Origin of the sequence: Marisediminicola senii (assembly GCF_011057645.1) — a bacterium.
GTDB lineage: Bacteria > Actinomycetota > Actinomycetes > Actinomycetales > Microbacteriaceae > Marisediminicola > Marisediminicola senii.
This window is the reverse complement of the sequence record NZ_JAALGE010000006.1, coordinates 1-16,014: the sequence shown is the minus strand read 5'-3', so window position 1 is coordinate 16,014 and position 16,014 is coordinate 1. Positions and strand designations below refer to the sequence as shown.

Below are 16,014 nucleotides of genomic sequence, written 5' to 3'. Positions count from 1 at the left end.
TGCGCTGCCGCTAGCCGCGGCCGGCTCGTCAGCGGGCGCCGACGATGGCAATGGGCTGCGTATCGGGGCTGGAGGTGACGCCGAGCATGGTCGCGATGCGGTCGGCGACGGCATCCGGATCCTTGAAGAGTTCGAACGCGTGGACGCGCAGGTAGTGCCACCCGAGCCGGCGCAGCATCTCCGGTCGCAACCGCAGCGATTCGCGCAGGCTCGGCATCGGCGACCGGGTGATGCTGGAATCGGTCTCGATGGTGAGGCACATCCCGCCGTTCGCGGCGACGAGGCCGAGCTTGCCGCGGTGCCCGAGGGCGACCCGGAGGCCCCGCGACCGCAGCCGGCGCGCGAGGTCGACGAGCATCGGGTCGTGGTCGGCGGAGGTGGGTTCCGTAATCGCGTTGGACGCGGCATCCGCGAGGATGTCGGCGAGCGCGATGGCGCCGTGGTTCATGCGCGAGTCGTCGATGTCGTCCGACGTGAAGCACGTGACGATGGCCATCGAGCGGCGCGCCCTGGTCATCGCGACCGCGAGCAGGCGCTCGCCTCCTGGCTGGCCGAGCGGACCGAAGTCCGACAGCACGCGCCCGTGCGGGGTGCGGCCGTAGCCGATCGAGAAGATCACCCGGTCGCGGCTCTCGGCGACGGCCTGGTCGATCGTCATCACGGTGAACGCCTCCGGGCGGTCGCCGAGGATGAAGTCGTTCAGCTCGGTGCGCTGCGCGACCGCCGTGAGCACGGCCTGGTAGACGCGCACCGCATGCTTGGCGCTGGCGGTGATGACCATGAGCGATTCGCTGGGCCTGGATGCTGCGTGCTCGATGACCAGCTCGACGACGCGGGCCACCTCGGCATCGACACTCTCGACCGCACCTGAATCCGTGTCCGGCATGCCGTGGCCGTCCGGCACGAAGTCGAGGCGGAGGCTCGGGTGCCCGAGAAAGCTCCCCGCCCACGGGAGCGACTGGATGCGGCCGGAGTAGAACCGGCGGTTGACGAGCTCGGCGAGGTCTTCTCCCCCCGCCCGGTAACTGCGGGTGAGCGAGAGGGTGGGCAGCAGCGTGCCGAGGGTGGCGAGGGCCGAGTCGGAGTGCAGCTGCTGGAGGTCGTCCTCGCCGGGCTGCGGCGGGCGGTCGAAGTCGTCGGCGACCGCCACCGAGAACGCGGCCGGGGTCTGGGTGACCGGGTCGCCGAACGCGACCGTCTGCTTCGCGCGGCGGATGGCGCCGATGCCCTCGGCGAGGGTGATGGCGCCGGCGTCGACGATGATCACCGTGTCGAACGGCATCGCGTCGGTGATCGCGTCGACCTCGTACGGCGAGGCGAGCCAGACCGGCGCGACCGCGCGGGAGAGGTGGGGGGCCTGCACCTGGAGGATGTCGGCGGTGATGGAGCGGCGGCGCAGCGCATCCTTGAGGGCCGCGGCCTCCCCCGGCCAGTCGATGAGCCCGATGCTCCAGTTCTCGGCGAGCTGCCACCCGAGGATCGCGGCGCTCGCGGCGGCGTGCGCTTCGTCGACGAGGCGGAAGTCCGCTTCGAGGCGGTCGAGCACGGAGGTGTTGGCGTTGAGCAGGGCACGGTCGGCGGCGAGCAGCGACTCGAGGGCGGATTGCCACCACGCGAGCTCGAGCTCGGGGGCGACGAGGTCGACCGGCACGTGGCGCGACGCCAGGTCGGCGATCAGCGGGTCGAGTTCGAGGGCGTGGAGCATCTGCCGGATCTCGGTGCGCTCCTTGAGGTTGTGCAGCACGTCGGACTCTTCCGACAGCTCGGCGAGGCGCTCGCGCAGCACGTCGATGGGCAGGTTGACGAGCTCGTCCTCCGGCCGCGACGTGTTGAGCGGCCGGTCGAGCGATGCCAGGTCCTGCGCCACGTGCTGGTAAGTGACCTGCAGGTCGGCGATACCGACCGGGATCTCGGGCGGGGTGCCGACGGCGACGTAGCGCTGCCACATCAGGCGCTGCGTCTGGATGCGCTTGAGGTTGTCGTGCATGTCGCTGATGTGCACGCCGGGGCGCACGTATTCGCGGGCGAGCTTCTTGAGGCGCCGGCGGTTCGCGCCGGACATCTCGGGGGAATCCCGGCGCGATGCGGTGGCGGAGACCAGTTCGCTCAGCGACCGGTCGAACACGACGGGGAGGAACTTGTCGAGGGTGTCGCGAATGTCGACGAGCAGCTTGAGGTAGACGCCGAGCTGCGAGACGTTGTCGAAGGGGCGCATCTGGGTCGCACCGACGACCTCGTTCGCGCGCTCGAGCAGCTGGGGCAGTTCGGTCTCGCTGAGCCGCTGGGCGAGCCGGTGGGCGTTGCCCGCCTCTTCGCTGGTGATGAAGGTGGCGCCGTACCAGGGCGAGTCGCCTGGGCCGTACTTGAATTCACCGAGTCGCGCGGCCTGCACCATGGCGTCTGCCGCCCGGTCGCGTTCGTTCGCGAGCGCCTCGACCGAGCGTCGGCTCAGGCGCACCGTGGTCGACGGGGCGTCGGGCATCAGCGCGAGGCGGGAGAGCTCGCCGAGGCAGTCGAGCACCGAGGCGGTGAGGGCGGGGTCTTTCTTCGCCATCGCGACCCGGTAGTCGAGCAGCACCTTGCGCAGGCGCACCAGCGCGTCGTCGACCTCGCCCACCTGGGGCTGGCGCGCCTTCTCGTTGCGGGAGATGGAGCGGATCAGGTCGCGGCGCAGGGTGGAGGGCGAGACCGCGAACCCGGTGAGTCCGATGGCCTCGAGGCGGGAGGAGATGCTGGCGAGGCTCGAGCGGCGCGGCCCGACCACGAGCACGCGCTTGTTCTGCGCGACCAGACTGCCGACGGCGTTGATGATGGTCTGGGTTCCCCCGGTGCCGGGGAGGGTGGTGACCACGACCGAGTTGCCAGCGGCGATCTGCGCGACGACGTTCTCCTGCTCAGAGTCGGCATCGAGCAGCAGGATGTCGGTCTCCGGCGAACGGAGGTCCTGGTGCTGGGGCTTGACGGGCGCCCACGCCTCCTCGACCGCGTAGCGGGCGTTCGCGTTGCCGGCGAGGGCGTCGAGGATGGGGTGGTCGAGGTTCTCGGCGTCGGCGAGCAGGCGGGCCGATACGTCGGCGAAGGTGGAGGCGACGAGGCGCGGCTGCACGTTGAACCACTCGAGGTGCGAGGTGAGTCCGCGCAGGCGGTCGATGACGGGGTTGGGCTTGAACGAACCGTCGGATTCGGCGAGGGCCGCGAAGGCCGCGGCATCCAATTCGATCGAGAACTGCTCGCGCAGGGCGGTCGCGAGTTCGGGGTTGAGGCGTGCCGTGCCCAGCAGGCGCAGCTCGAAGTCGCGCCCGTAACGGCGGATGGCGAGGGGACGCAGCAGGATCGGTGCCGCGTACTGCACCGATTCCTGCTGCCAGCTGGCGAGCCCGATGCCGAGGCTCACCGAGTCGATGCCGCGGGTGGTGGCGAGCTCGATGCCCTTCGTCGTAATCTCGGCGGCCGCGACGGAGGCGGCGCGCAGGGCGAGGTCGTCGCGGATCAGGCTCGACAGCAGCGTCGACTTGCCGGTGATGAAGCGGGCGAGGCCGCCGGGGTGGGTGCTGCTCAGTTCGATGCGGGTACGCGGGCTGTCGACGAAGTGCAGCAGCGGCGAGCGGCCGCCGACCTGGGACAGTTCGTGGCGCCACATGCCCCACACCGGTTCGGCGACGTTGCCATCGCGGTGGCCGGAATCGCCGATGCCCAGGGAGTGAGGGGCGGTCACTTGACGCTCCGCATGGGTCGGGTCACGATGGGTAGGGTCGATGTCGAGGTCGGACAGGTAACCGTCCGCGTCGTCTTTGTTGTCAGCACGCCACACAGGGACACCTTAAGCCGCAGCGCACCATCTGGCCGTACGCCACAGGGAGTTTCGTCGACTGCCGCCTCGTACGATGGCCGCATGCATTCGCCAGAGACGCTCATCGCCATGGCCTATTTCGGCGGCGCGGGGCTCGCGACCGGTATGGCTGGAGACGCACTCGAGGGCATCGCGATCGGCGCCATCACGCTCGGCGTGGTCGTCGCCGGTGCCATCGCGGCTGGCTTCACCCTCATTGCGCGACGTGGTCGCGGGCGCGGTATCGCCCGGGCCGGAGGTGCCCGTGCGGGCCGGGTGTCACCACGAACCGTCGCTGGGCCGTCGGGCTCCCCCGCCGGGCTCGCCGACGACGCGGGCATGCGCGCCAACATCGCACTGGTGCACCTCGACGACGAGGTCGCCAGGGCCACCGAGGAGCTCGGCTACGCCACCGCCCAGTTCGGCGAGGCCGCGGCCGCGGGGCTCGCCTCTGCGCTGGCCGACGCCCGCCAGTCGCTCACAGGCGCCTTCGCCCTCAAGCAGCGACTCGACGACAGCATCCCCAACACCGGGGCGCAGACCAGGGAGTGGACCGCGACCATCCTGTCGCGGTGCTCGGCGGCGAGCCGTCGCCTGGCGGAGGAGCTGGCGCGGCTCGACGAGATGCGCGGCCAGGAGCGATCGGCGCGCGACGACCTCGCGGCGGTGCGGGAGCGCCTCGCGGCGGCCGAGGCCCGACTGCCCGGCGCAGTGGACACCGTGGCGGCGCTGGCTGGTCGTTTCGCCCGCGCGGCGATCGCACCGGTGGCCGGAACGCCGAACGAGGTGCGCCGGCTGCTCGACGACGCCGCACGCCGCATCGCCGAGGCGGACGCGCTGCTCGCCTCCGGGGGCACCGGTGCGGTAGCGACACCGGTGCGCGCGGCCGAACGCGCTACCCGGCGCGCGCACCAGCTGCTCGACGACGTCGCCGGCCATGCAGTGGCGATGGATGCCGCATCATCCACTCGCCTCTCGACGGTGATCGAGGCTGCGCGCACGATGGCCCGCGACGCGAGGATCGTGCGCGACTCCCCACCCGACCCTGCCACCGGGGCCGCGGTGGGCACGGCGATCACTGCCGTCGAAAGAGCGGTCGCCGCCGAATCAGCGTCGGACCCGGACGCCGCGATGGGCCGCATCGACGCGGCGACGACGGCGCTCGATGCCGCACTGGCCGGCGCCCGCAACCAGCGGCAGCGACTCGAGCACGCCACCGAGGCGCTGCAGGGCGCGCTGCTCTCTGCGCGCAGCCAGATCGCGACGACGACGGCGTACATCGGCGGCAGTCGCGGCAGCACCGGGGCCGATGCCCGCACCCGGCTGGCCGAGGCGGAACGCCTGCTGGCGATCGCCGAAGCGGAGGCCGACCCGCTGCTCGCCCTCGACACCGCGCGCAGCGCCGCGACGTACGCGCGCGACGCCGACGCCCTGGCCCGCTACGACCTGATGCGCTGATCCTGGTCCGAACTGTCGAACAGTGGGCGCGTCGCACCCCACACGCGTACGCTCGGCTGCACTGCTGTACCCGATCGACGAAGGAGCCACCATGGCCGACAAATCGCCCAAGAAGTCCACGAGCAAGACGGCCGCGACCAAGACGCTGAAGGAAAAGCGCACCGAGAAGAAGGACAAGGCCGCAGGCAAGCGCCGCGACTGATCCGCCACCGCTGCACGAATGACGCCCCGTCGAAGCCGACGGGGCGTCATTCATGTGTCATCGGCGCTGTGCGCCAGCCCTACTTCTCGACGACGGCGAACTCGCCCGACTTGACCTTCGCGCGGTACTGGAAGATCTCCTTCTTGATCACCCTGGCCAGGAAGTACAGGCCGGTGATGTTGGCGAGAGACATGGCGAAGATCATCGAGTCGGAGAAGTCGATGACCGGCCCGAGGGTGAGGGAGGCACCGAACACGGTGAAGACGCAGAACACGATCTTGAACACGAACTCCGCCTTGGCGCTGTCGTTGAACAGGTACCCGGTGGCCTTCATGCCGTAGTACGACCACGAGATCATGGTCGAGAATGCGAACAGAACAACCGCGACCCCGAGTAGCACCGGGAACCACGGCGCCACGGTCTCGAACGCTGCCGACGTGGTCTCGACACCCGGGGCGCTGTCGGTGTCGGCCCAGGTGCCCGTGATGACGATGGCGAGCGACGTCATGGTGCAGATCACCACCGTGTCGATGAACGGCTCGAGCAGGGACACGAAGCCTTCCGTCGCCGGCTCCTTGGTCTTGACCGCGGAGTGCGCGATGGCCGACGAGCCGACGCCCGCCTCGTTGGAGAAGGCGGCCCGGCGGAAGCCCTGGATGATGACGCCGACGATTCCCCCGGCGACACCCTCCGGGTTGAACGCGCCCACGAAGATCTGGCCGATGGCGTCGGGTACCGCGGTGAAGTTGGTGAAGATGACGGCGAGGCATCCCGCGACGTAGAGGACGGCCATGAACGGCACGATCTTCTCGGTGGTCTTGGCGATGGACTTGACGCCACCGATGATCACGGCCCCGACGGCGATCGCGAAGACCAGGCCGATGACGAAGCGCCACGGTGCGAGCGGACCGTCTTCACCGCCCGTGATGTTCACGATCTGGGCCGTCGCCTGGTTGGCCTGGAACATATTGCCGCCGCCGAGCGATCCCCCGATGCAGCAGATGGCGAAGAAGATGGCGAGAACCTTGCCGAGCTTCTTGTGCCCGATCTCGGCCATGCCATCACGCAGGTAGTACATCGGACCGCCGGAGACCGAGCCGTCGGGCCGCTCCCTGCGGTACTTCACCCCGAGGGTGCACTCCGCCATTTTCGTGCTCATGCCGAGCAACCCGGCGAGGATCATCCAGAACGTCGCCCCGGGCCCGCCGAGCGAGACGGCGACGGCGACACCGGCGATGTTGCCCAGCCCCACCGTTCCGGAGACCGCGGTGGTGAGTGCCTGGAAGTGCGACACCTCGCCGGCGTCCTGGGGGTCGGAGTACTTTCCGCGCACCAGGTCGATGGCGTGCTTGAACCCGCGCACGTTCTGGAACCCGAGGTACACGGTGAAGAACGTCGCGGCGACGATGAGCCACACCACGATCACCGGAATCTCGACGTACGAGGCGGTGTCCGGCTCCCCGAACGTGACCGAGTAGAAGATGATGCCGCTGATGAACGTCGCGACGGGGGCGATCGCGTCGTTGATGGTCTCGTCGATCCCGCCCGAGGCGGCGACGACGGCGGGCAGGGAGAGAAGAGTCATGGGATAACCGTCACGGGCGTCGTTGCGATCTGGATGAGCTTGGATGGTGTGCTGCCGAACAGCACTTGCTTCAGCTTGCTGTCACCCGTTCGACCGACGACGATGTGGGCGTTCTCGAGCCCCGCAGCGAGGGAACAGAGCTTCTCGGCGGGCGATCCGTGGATGACGCTCGTCGTCGGAGTGACGGAGTACTCATCGGTCACGGCGACTGCCGGATCGATGATCTGCTGCTGGGCCGCCGCGACCTCGCTGGCCTTGCTGGCCGATCGGTGCTCGTTCTCGGCCGGAGTGGTGAAGGAGTACGGCGACCACGGGATGACGTGCACGACCACGAGGGTCGCTCCCGATTCCGCCGCCAACCGGGCGGCGAATGCCACGGCCCGCCTGCTCGACGAACTCCGGTCCACTCCGACAATGAGCGATGACATGGACTCCCCCTCGCCTGCCCCCGAACGGGGGTCGTGATCCGTGCAATCACAGTATTGGAGCGTATGGGGGGTGTCGATAGCGTGACCGCATCGTGACAGGTCGATCTGCCCGCCCGCCCGCACCCGCCGCTGCGAGTTTGTGACGGACTGTTGCCCGACCCGTGACTCCGGGCACGCCATGACATAGCGTGCGAGCATGTCCGGTTCATCCCCCGCGCGTTTCGTACGCCCGTTGGTCTCGACCCAGTGGCTTGCCGACCATCTCGGCGCCGACGATATCGTCGTGCTGGATGCCACGGTGCTCGAGATCACCGGATTCGATGGCGAGCCCGCCTGGATAACCGGGGACGACGCGTTCCTCGTCGATGGCCACGTACCCGGCGCGCACTTCGCCGACCTGCTGGAGGCATTCTCCGACCCCGCAGCACCGTTCGGGTTCGCCCGGCCGACTGCCGGTCAGTTCGAGGCAGCGGCATCCACCCTGGGCATCGACAACGATTCGACCGTCATCGTCTACGACTCGTCGCTCGGCCAGTGGGCGGCCCGCCTGTGGTGGTTGTTCCGCGCGAACGGATTCGACAACGTCGCCGTGCTCGACGGCGGGTTCACTCGCTGGCACTCGGAGGAGCGCCCCATCGAGACGGGGTACCGGCAGCCGCGGGAGGCCACGTTCGTCGCGCAGCCCCGCGAGCACGTGTGGGCCGATAAGGGCTTCGTCGAGACGGTCGTGCGGGGAGAGCGCCCCGCCGTGCTCGTGTGCAGCCTGCCGCGGCGCGAGTTCAGCGGCGAGGTCACCGTGCGGCGCCGCCGGCGCGGGCACATTCCCGGCAGCATCAACGTGCCGATCAGCAGCCTCGTCGACCCGGCGACGACCACGTTTCTCGAGCCGCCCGCCATCCGCCGGGTGCTGGCGCCCGCACTCGCCCCCGCGTCGACCGTCGTCGCCTATTGCGCAGGCGGCATCACGGCCGCCGGGACCGCCCTCGCACTGGCGCTGATCGGGCACGACGACGTGGTGCTCTATGACGGTTCGCTCAACGAGTGGGCGGCCGATCCCGCCGCTCCCCTGGTGACCACGGCCTGACCCCGCGCCAGCACCGTCTCCCTTCTCCCCCGCCCAGCGCGCCAGCCCGACGGCCACACCGCGAACATTCGGTGAACACGGCCGCGTCGGTTCGTCGCCCGGCACCCGCCCGCCCTACCGTGTGTTCTTTGCACTCGAAAAGTTACGTAAACTCGGCAACACACGCCCCCGCGGGGTGCCGGGTTGCCAATGGAGGGAACTGAAGTTGAACAGGAACACTGTGAGGTCGGCGTCCATCGCCGCCGTCGTGATCGGATCTCTCGCCCTGACGTCGTGCAGCGGCGCCAAGGAGAGCACTGAGGGCGAAGCGGGCGGCGGGTCGTCCGACACCCTGATCGTCTACACGAACTCGAACTCCGACGGCCGCGGCGAGTGGGTCACCGCGCAGGCGGCCGAAGCCGGCATGACGATCGAGATCGTCGGCCTAGGCGGCGCTGACCTCGCGAACCGCATCGTCGCCGAGAAGAACAACCCGGTCGGCGACGTCGTGTTCGGCCTCAACAACATGTTCTTCGAGACCCTCAAGGCCGAAGAGGCCATCACCGCGTACGAGCCCGAGTGGGCCGCCGAAGTCGACACCGCATCGGGTGACCCCGATGACGGTGCGTTCTGGCCGATCGTCGAGCAGGCTATCGTCACCGTGTACGACACGAACAAGGTGTCGGAGTCCGACGCGCCGGACGAGCTCAGCGACCTCTGGGAAGACGACCAGTACCAGGGGCGCTACGAGGTCAACACCGCCCTCGGCCAGGCAACCCCGCAGCTCGTGCTCGCCGGCCTCCTCTCGGAGAACCTCGACGAAGACGGCGACCTCGGCGTCGACGACGACGGCTGGGAAGCCGTCGAGGAGTACTACGCCAACGGCTCCCCCGCCATCGAGGGAACCGACCTCTACGCCCGCTTCTCGCGCGACGAGGTCGACTACGGCGTGATCCCCAGCAGCGGCATCGCCAGCCGCGACGAGGAATACGGAACCGTCACCGGCGTCATCTCGCCCGACGAGGGAGTGCCCTACGTCACCGAGCAGATCGCCATGATTGCCGGCACCGGCAACGAGACCGGCGCGCAGGAATTCATCGACTGGTTCGGCAGTGCCGAGGTGCAGGGCGCATTCGCGCAGGAGTTCTCCGCATACCCGGTCAACGAGACCGCCCGCGCCGAGGCGCCTGCCGAGGTCGTCGAGCTGATCGACTCCCTCCCGAAGCAGGACATCGACTACGGGTTCGTGCGCGAGAACATCGCCGGCTGGGTCGAGAAGACCGAGCTCGAGTACCTGCCGTAACTCGAACGCATGATCAGCTACGACAACATCGAGGTCACGTTCGGCGACCACGTCGCCATTCCCGACCTCAACCTGACGATCGAGGAGGGGGAGTTCTTCACCCTCCTCGGTCCGTCCGGATGCGGCAAGACCACCGCACTGCGCACCCTCGCCGGGTTCATCGAACCGTCGCGCGGGGAGATCTACATCGATGGCAAGCCCGCGACGAACCTCCCCAGCGAGAAGCGCCGGGTGGGAATGGTGTTCCAGAACTACGCCCTCTTTCCGAGCATGAGCGTCGGCGAGAACATCGCGTTCGGCCTCGCGGTCAAGAAGACCAAGAAAGACGAGACGAAGCGCCTCGTCGCCGAGATCGCCGACCAGGTCGAGCTCACCGCCGACCAGCTGGAGAAGAACGTCTCCGAGCTCTCGGGCGGGCAGCAGCAGCGGGTCGCCATCGCGCGCGCCCTCGTGCTGAAGCCCCGCATCCTGCTGCTCGACGAGCCGCTCTCGAACCTCGACGCGAAACTTCGCGTGCAGTTGAGGGAACAGCTCAAGAACCTGCAGAGCGACCTCGGTATCACGACGGTCTACGTGACGCACGACCAGGAGGAGGCGCTCACCATGAGCGACCGCATCGCGGTCTTCAACAAGGGCGTCGTCGAGCAGGTCGGCACCCCGGCCGACATCTACGACCGCTCGGCCACCCCGTTCGTGTGCACCTTCATCGGGGCGATCAACACGTTGTCGGATGACACGCTGCGCCGTCTCTCGTCCGGCGGGGGAAGCACGCTCGACCCCGACGGACCCGCGTACGTGCGTCTCGAGAAGGTGTTGCTGCGGCGTCCCGCGGCGTCGGAAGGCTACATCCACCTCGATGGCATCGTGGAGAAGCGTTCGTACCACGGGGCATACAGCACCTACGTGATCGACAGCCACGGCAGCAAGCTGCGCGCCATGGTCACCGAGAATGGCGGATCCCCGCTGGTCGAGGGTTCCGCCGCCGAGCTCTACATCGACCCCGCGTCGATCCTCCAGTACTGAGGCCCACCATGCGCAGAGCATCCCTCCGACCGATGCTGCGGTCCCCGCTGATCATCGTCACCAGCATCGTGCTGATCTGGTTCACCGTAACTTTTCTGGTGTTCCCGAACGCGAACCTGCTGGTCAGCACCTTCTTTCCCGACGGCCAGTTCTCGGGCAGCGCCGTGCAGCGTCTGTTCAGCTCCGATCGGGCGATGAACAGCCTGTGGCACAGCTTCTTGCTCGCCGGCACCCTCGCGGTCACCGTCAACGTCGTGGGCATCTTCATCGTGCTCGTGACGAAGTACTTCGACCTGCGCGGCTCCCGGGTGCTCTGGCTCGGGTATGCCACGACGCTCATCTACGGCGGCATCGTGCTCGCCGCGGGCTACAACTTCATCTACGGACGCTACGGCTTCGTCACCAACGCGGTGCGCAACGTGTTTCCCGAGGTCGACCCCAACTGGTTCTCGGGCTACTTCGCGGTCGTCGTCGTGATGACGCTCGCCACCACCACGAACCACATGCTGTTCCTCGGTTCGGCGATCGCCAAGATCGATTACCAGACCATCGAGGCGGCCAAGAACATGGGCGCATCGACCTGGACGATCCTGTGGCGCATCGTGCTCCCGGCGCTCCGGCCCATGATCTTCGCGGTCACGGTGCTGACCTTCCTGATCGGCCTCGGCGCCCTGACGGCGCCGCTGGTGCTCGGAGGCACCGACTTCCAGACCATCGCGCCAATGATCCTCACGTTCTCCCGGACCACCAGTTCGCGGGACATCGCGGCGCTGCTCGCGATCATCCTGGGCCTCGCGACGATCATCCTCCTCGCGATCATGAACCGGGTCGAGAAGTCGGGCGTGTACTTCTCCGTGGCCAAGGTCGCGACCCCCCTGACCAAGCAGAAGATCCGCAACCCGATCGCTAAGGTCATCGTCACCATCGCCGCCTGGGTGCTGTTCGTGGTCTATGTGCTGCCGGTGCTGCTGATCGTGCTGTTCTCGTTCCTGGACTCCACCGCAATCCTCACCGGAACGATCACCTGGGCGGATTTCACGCTCTCGAACTACGCGACCGTGTTCGGATCCGCGTCGGTGATGCGCCCATTCATCGTGAGCCTGGTCTACAGCGCACTGGCGTCGGTGATCGTGGTGGGCGGGCTGCTGTTCGTGGCCCGGATCTTTCAGAAGTACCCGAACCCGCTGACGTCGCTGCTGGAATACCTGCTGCACATTCCGTGGATCCTGCCCACCATCCTGATCGCCCTGGCGCTCGTGATGACCTTCGACCAGCCGAACCCGCTGATCGGCGGGCAGGTGCTCACCGGCACCACCCTGCTGCTGCTCGTCGCGTACATCATCGTGAAGATCCCGTTCACGCTGCGACTGCTCAAGGCGGGCTTCGCGTCGATTCCCGATTCGCTGGAGGATGCCGCGCGCATCCTCGGCGCGAAGTCGCTGTTCACCTTCCGTAAGGTGCTGTTTCCGCTCGTCCTCCCGACGGCGGCGGCCATCACCGCGCTGAACTTCAACAGCCTGCTCGACGACTACGACGCCGCGGTGTTCCTCTACCAGCCGCTGTACGAACCGCTCGGTATCGCAATCAAGGCCAGCACAGAGGGCGAGAACAACCTCGACTCGATGTCGATCACCTTCGTCTACACCGTGCTGCTCATGATCATCATGGGCCTCGCGATGTACCTCGTGTACGGCCGCTCGGCCAGCCCGCGCAAGCGCCGCAGGGGCGGGGTCACGCCGCCGACCGCGGCCGCGTCGGGCGCCAGCACCGGCGTCAGCGCGCCGCTCGTGTCGCCGCTCGCCTCGACCTCGGTCGATGCCGGTCCCGGGGCCCGCGGCTCGGAAGAGCCGACCCCCGCGGGCCGAACATAGCTTTCACTATTCAGGAAGCCGCGGCGGTAAAGCTTCAGAATTCAGGAGCTGGCGTGCCGAATGCTTCAGCATTCAGGAACCGAAGGCTGAAATCGGTCGGTTGAGGTGAGAAACCGGGTGGATGCGACGTTCCGCGCGTCGCATCCATCGGCCTCATCCACACCGGCCACGCATCTTCCTGAATAGTGAAAGTCACCGGTGCGGCAGCGGGAAGCGGCAGCCCCCGTCAGCAGCTCAGACCGTCGCGGACTCGGCCTTCCACGAGACGAGGCCGCGGATGACCTCGGAGGCGTCGTCGGCGAGCAGCCGCATCGCGTCACCCGGGGTGCGGGGGTTCAGCGCGACGAACCCGCGAACGACGTCGGACTCGTCGGCAGCCAGCATCCCGAGGATGTCGGCCCCGGTCTCGGCGTTGCGCGCTACGCACCCGCGAACGCCCGCATCGGCGTCCCGCGCCAGCGTCAGCTGCAGGTCGGCCGGCAGGTGCAGGTTGAGCGCGGCCGCCTCGCGGATCTTCGCGCTCCGGTCACCCGCGAGCGCGCGCAGCCTCGCCTGCTTCGACGGCCCGAAGTCGGGTGCGGGGTGCAGCGTGTCGGCCTGCTCCTGGGTGAGCATGGCCGGCGACATGGCGGCGATCTGGGTGCGTTGGGCGGGCGTGGAGAAACGGATGCACGACATGCAGACCACTCTGCGGCAGGGTGGATGCCACGGCAATCGACACGCCGCCGACTGCGAGTTCAGTCAGCCAGCGAACCCGCACCGCCCGCGACCACGAAGGCGCGGCAGTCCACCGCAGCCTCACGCCGCGCGCGACCGCCGGAATGCCGCCCCGAACCCGAGGCCGACGAACGCGAGCACCGCGACGAGCACGACGAGCAGCGGCGCCGTCCAGCTGCCACTGATGTCGTGCACGAAGCCGAGCACCGTGGGCGAGGTCGCCGCGACCGCGTACCCGACGCCCTGCACGGTGGCCGACAGGCGGGAGGCGTGCGAGTCGCTTCCGGCGATGCGCACGATGAGCACGAAGATGACGGTGATGCCGCCGCCCTGCGCGACACCGCCGAGCGTGCACCAGAGCGCCCACAGGTCGGGGGCGACGATGAGCCCGATCGGCACGCTCGCCCACAGGGCGCCGAGCACCAGGAACGTTCCGGTCGGGCGCAGCCGGGAGAGCAGCAGCGGAACCCCGAGCGCACCCGCGACCGCGCCGACCTGGAACAGCGACGAGCTCGCGCCGGCCTCGGCGACCGAGAAACCGTTCTGGTCGACCAGGATCGTCGGCAGCCACGCGGTGACGCCGTAGTACGAGAACGCCTGGCCACAGAACGCGATCGTGAGCATGACGACGGTGAGGCTGCGCCACACCCTGGGTAGCGGGTCGGCGTCGGCCGTGGCATCCATCCCACCCACCATCGGAGCGCCACCGATGTCGCGCGGAATCCGACGGAGCCGTGGAACACCGCGCGAGCCCGCGACGAAGAACCACGCCGCGAGGGCGACGACCGCGAATCCCACCCACGCCACGAGCGCGAGCTGCCAGCCGACCGCCTCGGCGATCGGCGCGGTGCCGATCGAGGTGACCGTCGATCCGATGTTGAGGGCCGCGGTGTAGACGCCGGTCGCGATGCCGACCCTGGCCGCCGAGAAGTCACGGCGGATGACCACCGGAACCACGACGTTGCCGATCGTGATGAACGCGCCGATGATGACGGTGCCGACGATGGCGGCCGCGATGCCGTCGGCGGAGCGCACGAGCGTGCCGAGCACGACGCCGGCGAGGCACAGGGTGATGGCGGCATCCGCCCCCATCCTCTTCATCACGGCGACCGCGATCGGCGTGACCAGCGCGAAGCACAGCACCGGAATGCTGGTGAGCAGGCCGGCCTGCCCCGCGGTCAGCGCGAAGTCGGCGCGGATCGCCTCGATGACCGGGGCGACGGCGACGATGGGGCCGCGCAGCACCGTGCCGATGAGCGCGATGCACAGGATGAGGAGCCACGGCGATGCACTGCGGGCACGGCCGGGTGCGGTCATCTCGATGGCGTCCCCCGGCAGAGTCGTGACCGAGACGTAGTTCGCGGATCGGCGTAGCGCGAGCCGTTCCGACCCGAACGTCGAGTCTATGCGCGCCGAACCGTGCGGCGGGGCGCGCCTAGCATTGCTCCATGCCCTCCAACCAAGCCCTCAAGTTCATGAACGACGTTCACCGCCTGCTCATCTCGGCGACCAGGGGCAGGCTCGGCTGGAACGCGATGGGGATGCCGGTGCTCGAGGTCACCACGATCGGCAGGCGCAGCGGCGAGGCGCGACCCACGATGCTGACCGCCCCGTTGCACAAGGGTGGGCGGTACGTGATCGTGGCATCGCGCGGCGGCGACGACCGTCACCCGGCCTGGTACCTCAACATGCTCGACGAGCCCGTCGTGCAGGTGTCCGTGAAGGGCGGCCCGGCCGAGCCGATGACCGCCCGCCAGGCCACCGACGACGAGCGGTCGCGCATGTGGCCGCTCATCACCGGCAAGTACCCGAACTACGCCGGATACCAGAAGCGCACCACACGGCAGATTCCGCTGGTGATCCTGGAGCCGGTCGCGGCGACGGCGTAGCGCGGCCGGGGCCCCACTACTCCGGGTAGCGGAACTGCGCGCCGGGTTCGTCGTCGAGGGCGGCCTGGATGCGTCGCCGCATGTCCTGCGACATGGCGGGCAGGTCGTCGAGCGCGAACCAGCGCGCGGCGGTGTTCTCCCCGTCGGCTGGCGCGGGAGTTCCCGCCACCCAGCGCATGCGGAACACCAGGTCGAGGTACTGGCTGCGGTCGCCGTTCGGGTACACGACCTCCTCGGTCACGCCCACGCGGGCGAGGCGCTCGGGGGCCGAGACGATGTCGGCCTCCTCCAGCACTTCGCGCACCGCGGCGACGGCCGGTTCCTCCCCCGGATCGATGATGCCGGTGACCGGAGTCCACGCCCCGGTGTCTGCGCGCCTGACCATCAGCACCTCGTCGCCGCGCACGACGACCGCGGTGACGGCACTGAGCCAGAGCGGCGCTGTGCCGATCTTGGTGCGGAGCGAGAGCACGAAATCAGGGGTAGCCATCAGCGAACTCTAGCCGCCGGGGGGGGGGGGGGGGGGGCCGGGCCCCCGACCCCCCCCCCACACGGGGTAGTCCCGGTCCTTTAAACACATCCACCGCCCCCGCAAGGGGGGAGATGGGAGATCTAGCGGGCGGCGTGGCCAAGAAAAAAAAAAGAA

12 protein-coding genes are annotated in these 16,014 nt (G+C 68.7%); 6 read left to right on the top strand and 6 right to left on the bottom strand.

What is annotated here, in order from left to right; translation table 11 throughout:
* Positions 1 to 28: 28 nt before the first annotated feature.
* Positions 29 to 3,811: an AAA family ATPase gene (locus G5S38_RS04270; RefSeq protein WP_165064804.1), complete on the bottom strand. Its 3,783-nt coding sequence runs from the start codon at positions 3,809 to 3,811 to the stop codon at positions 29 to 31.
* Between the two features lie 81 nt (positions 3,812 to 3,892).
* Between G5S38_RS04270 and G5S38_RS04265 the strand changes: the two genes are divergently transcribed.
* Complete coding sequence (locus tag G5S38_RS04265; RefSeq protein WP_165064801.1) at positions 3,893 to 5,287, top strand: hypothetical protein; 1,395 nt, start codon at positions 3,893 to 3,895, stop codon at positions 5,285 to 5,287.
* A gap of 281 nt (positions 5,288 to 5,568) precedes the next feature.
* Here the strand turns inward: G5S38_RS04265 and G5S38_RS04260 are convergent, their stop codons facing one another.
* Both G5S38_RS04260 and G5S38_RS04255 read right to left on the bottom strand, forming a co-directional pair.
* Entirely contained in the window at positions 5,569 to 7,074 is a 1,506-nt protein-coding gene (locus G5S38_RS04260) for an alanine/glycine:cation symporter family protein (RefSeq protein ID WP_165064798.1), read from the bottom strand.
* The gene (locus G5S38_RS04255; protein WP_165064795.1) at positions 7,071 to 7,502 is read right to left on the bottom strand and encodes a universal stress protein; all 432 of its coding nucleotides are present in this window, start codon (positions 7,500 to 7,502) and stop codon (positions 7,071 to 7,073) included. Before G5S38_RS04255 ends, G5S38_RS04260 begins: the two co-directional genes overlap by 4 nt.
* A 196-nt stretch (positions 7,503 to 7,698) precedes the next feature.
* Here G5S38_RS04255 and G5S38_RS04250 point away from each other — a divergent pair, with 196 nt between their 5' ends.
* The 4 genes from G5S38_RS04250 to G5S38_RS04235 all read left to right on the top strand — a co-directional run bounded on the left by G5S38_RS04250 (position 7,699) and on the right by G5S38_RS04235 (position 12,762).
* On the top strand, positions 7,699 to 8,586 hold the full coding sequence (locus G5S38_RS04250) for a sulfurtransferase (protein WP_165064792.1): 888 nt from the start codon (positions 7,699 to 7,701) through the stop codon (positions 8,584 to 8,586).
* A gap of 205 nt (positions 8,587 to 8,791) precedes the next feature.
* Entirely contained in the window at positions 8,792 to 9,868 is a 1,077-nt protein-coding gene (locus G5S38_RS04245; RefSeq protein ID WP_165064789.1) for an extracellular solute-binding protein, read from the top strand.
* 9 nt (positions 9,869 to 9,877) lie between these two features.
* Complete coding sequence (locus G5S38_RS04240; protein WP_165064786.1) at positions 9,878 to 10,891, top strand: ABC transporter ATP-binding protein; 1,014 nt, start codon at positions 9,878 to 9,880, stop codon at positions 10,889 to 10,891.
* Positions 10,892 to 10,899: 8 nt separating this feature from the next.
* Complete coding sequence (locus G5S38_RS04235; RefSeq protein ID WP_165064783.1) at positions 10,900 to 12,762, top strand: ABC transporter permease; 1,863 nt, start codon at positions 10,900 to 10,902, stop codon at positions 12,760 to 12,762.
* Between the two features lie 234 nt (positions 12,763 to 12,996).
* Here G5S38_RS04235 and G5S38_RS04230 read toward each other — a convergent pair whose 3' ends face one another.
* Together G5S38_RS04230 and G5S38_RS04225 are read right to left on the bottom strand one after the other, a co-directional pair.
* Entirely contained in the window at positions 12,997 to 13,440 is a 444-nt protein-coding gene (locus G5S38_RS04230) for a hypothetical protein (protein WP_165064780.1), read from the bottom strand.
* Positions 13,441 to 13,560: 120 nt separating this feature from the next.
* On the bottom strand, positions 13,561 to 14,796 hold the full coding sequence (locus G5S38_RS04225; RefSeq protein WP_165064777.1) for an MFS transporter: 1,236 nt from the start codon (positions 14,794 to 14,796) through the stop codon (positions 13,561 to 13,563).
* Between the two features lie 131 nt (positions 14,797 to 14,927).
* Between G5S38_RS04225 and G5S38_RS04220 the strand changes: the two genes are divergently transcribed.
* Positions 14,928 to 15,368 (top strand): nitroreductase/quinone reductase family protein, encoded by a 441-nt coding sequence (locus G5S38_RS04220; RefSeq protein WP_165064774.1) that lies wholly within the window; start codon positions 14,928 to 14,930, stop codon positions 15,366 to 15,368.
* 16 nt (positions 15,369 to 15,384) lie between these two features.
* Here G5S38_RS04220 and G5S38_RS04215 read toward each other — a convergent pair whose 3' ends face one another.
* Positions 15,385 to 15,858: an NUDIX hydrolase gene (locus G5S38_RS04215; RefSeq protein ID WP_165064771.1), complete on the bottom strand. Its 474-nt coding sequence runs from the start codon at positions 15,856 to 15,858 to the stop codon at positions 15,385 to 15,387.
* Positions 15,859 to 16,014 lie beyond the last annotated feature (156 nt).

What these genes read in the sequence shown, in the direction of transcription:
- G5S38_RS04265 (WP_165064801.1), top strand. Translation starts at nt 3,893, where the DNA reads ATGCATTCGCCAGAGACGCTCATCGCCATGGCCTATTTCGGCGGCGCG.
- G5S38_RS04260 (WP_165064798.1), bottom strand. Translation starts at nt 7,074, where the DNA reads ATGACTCTTCTCTCCCTGCCCGCCGTCGTCGCCGCCTCGGGCGGGATC.
- G5S38_RS04255 (WP_165064795.1), bottom strand. Translation starts at nt 7,502, where the DNA reads ATGTCATCGCTCATTGTCGGAGTGGACCGGAGTTCGTCGAGCAGGCGG.
- G5S38_RS04250 (WP_165064792.1), top strand. Translation starts at nt 7,699, where the DNA reads ATGTCCGGTTCATCCCCCGCGCGTTTCGTACGCCCGTTGGTCTCGACC.
- G5S38_RS04240 (WP_165064786.1), top strand. Translation starts at nt 9,878, where the DNA reads ATGATCAGCTACGACAACATCGAGGTCACGTTCGGCGACCACGTCGCC.
- G5S38_RS04235 (WP_165064783.1), top strand. Translation starts at nt 10,900, where the DNA reads ATGCGCAGAGCATCCCTCCGACCGATGCTGCGGTCCCCGCTGATCATC.
- G5S38_RS04230 (WP_165064780.1), bottom strand. Translation starts at nt 13,440, where the DNA reads ATGTCGTGCATCCGTTTCTCCACGCCCGCCCAACGCACCCAGATCGCC.
- G5S38_RS04225 (WP_165064777.1), bottom strand. Translation starts at nt 14,796, where the DNA reads ATGACCGCACCCGGCCGTGCCCGCAGTGCATCGCCGTGGCTCCTCATC.
- G5S38_RS04220 (WP_165064774.1), top strand. Translation starts at nt 14,928, where the DNA reads ATGCCCTCCAACCAAGCCCTCAAGTTCATGAACGACGTTCACCGCCTG.
- G5S38_RS04215 (WP_165064771.1), bottom strand. Translation starts at nt 15,858, where the DNA reads ATGGCTACCCCTGATTTCGTGCTCTCGCTCCGCACCAAGATCGGCACA.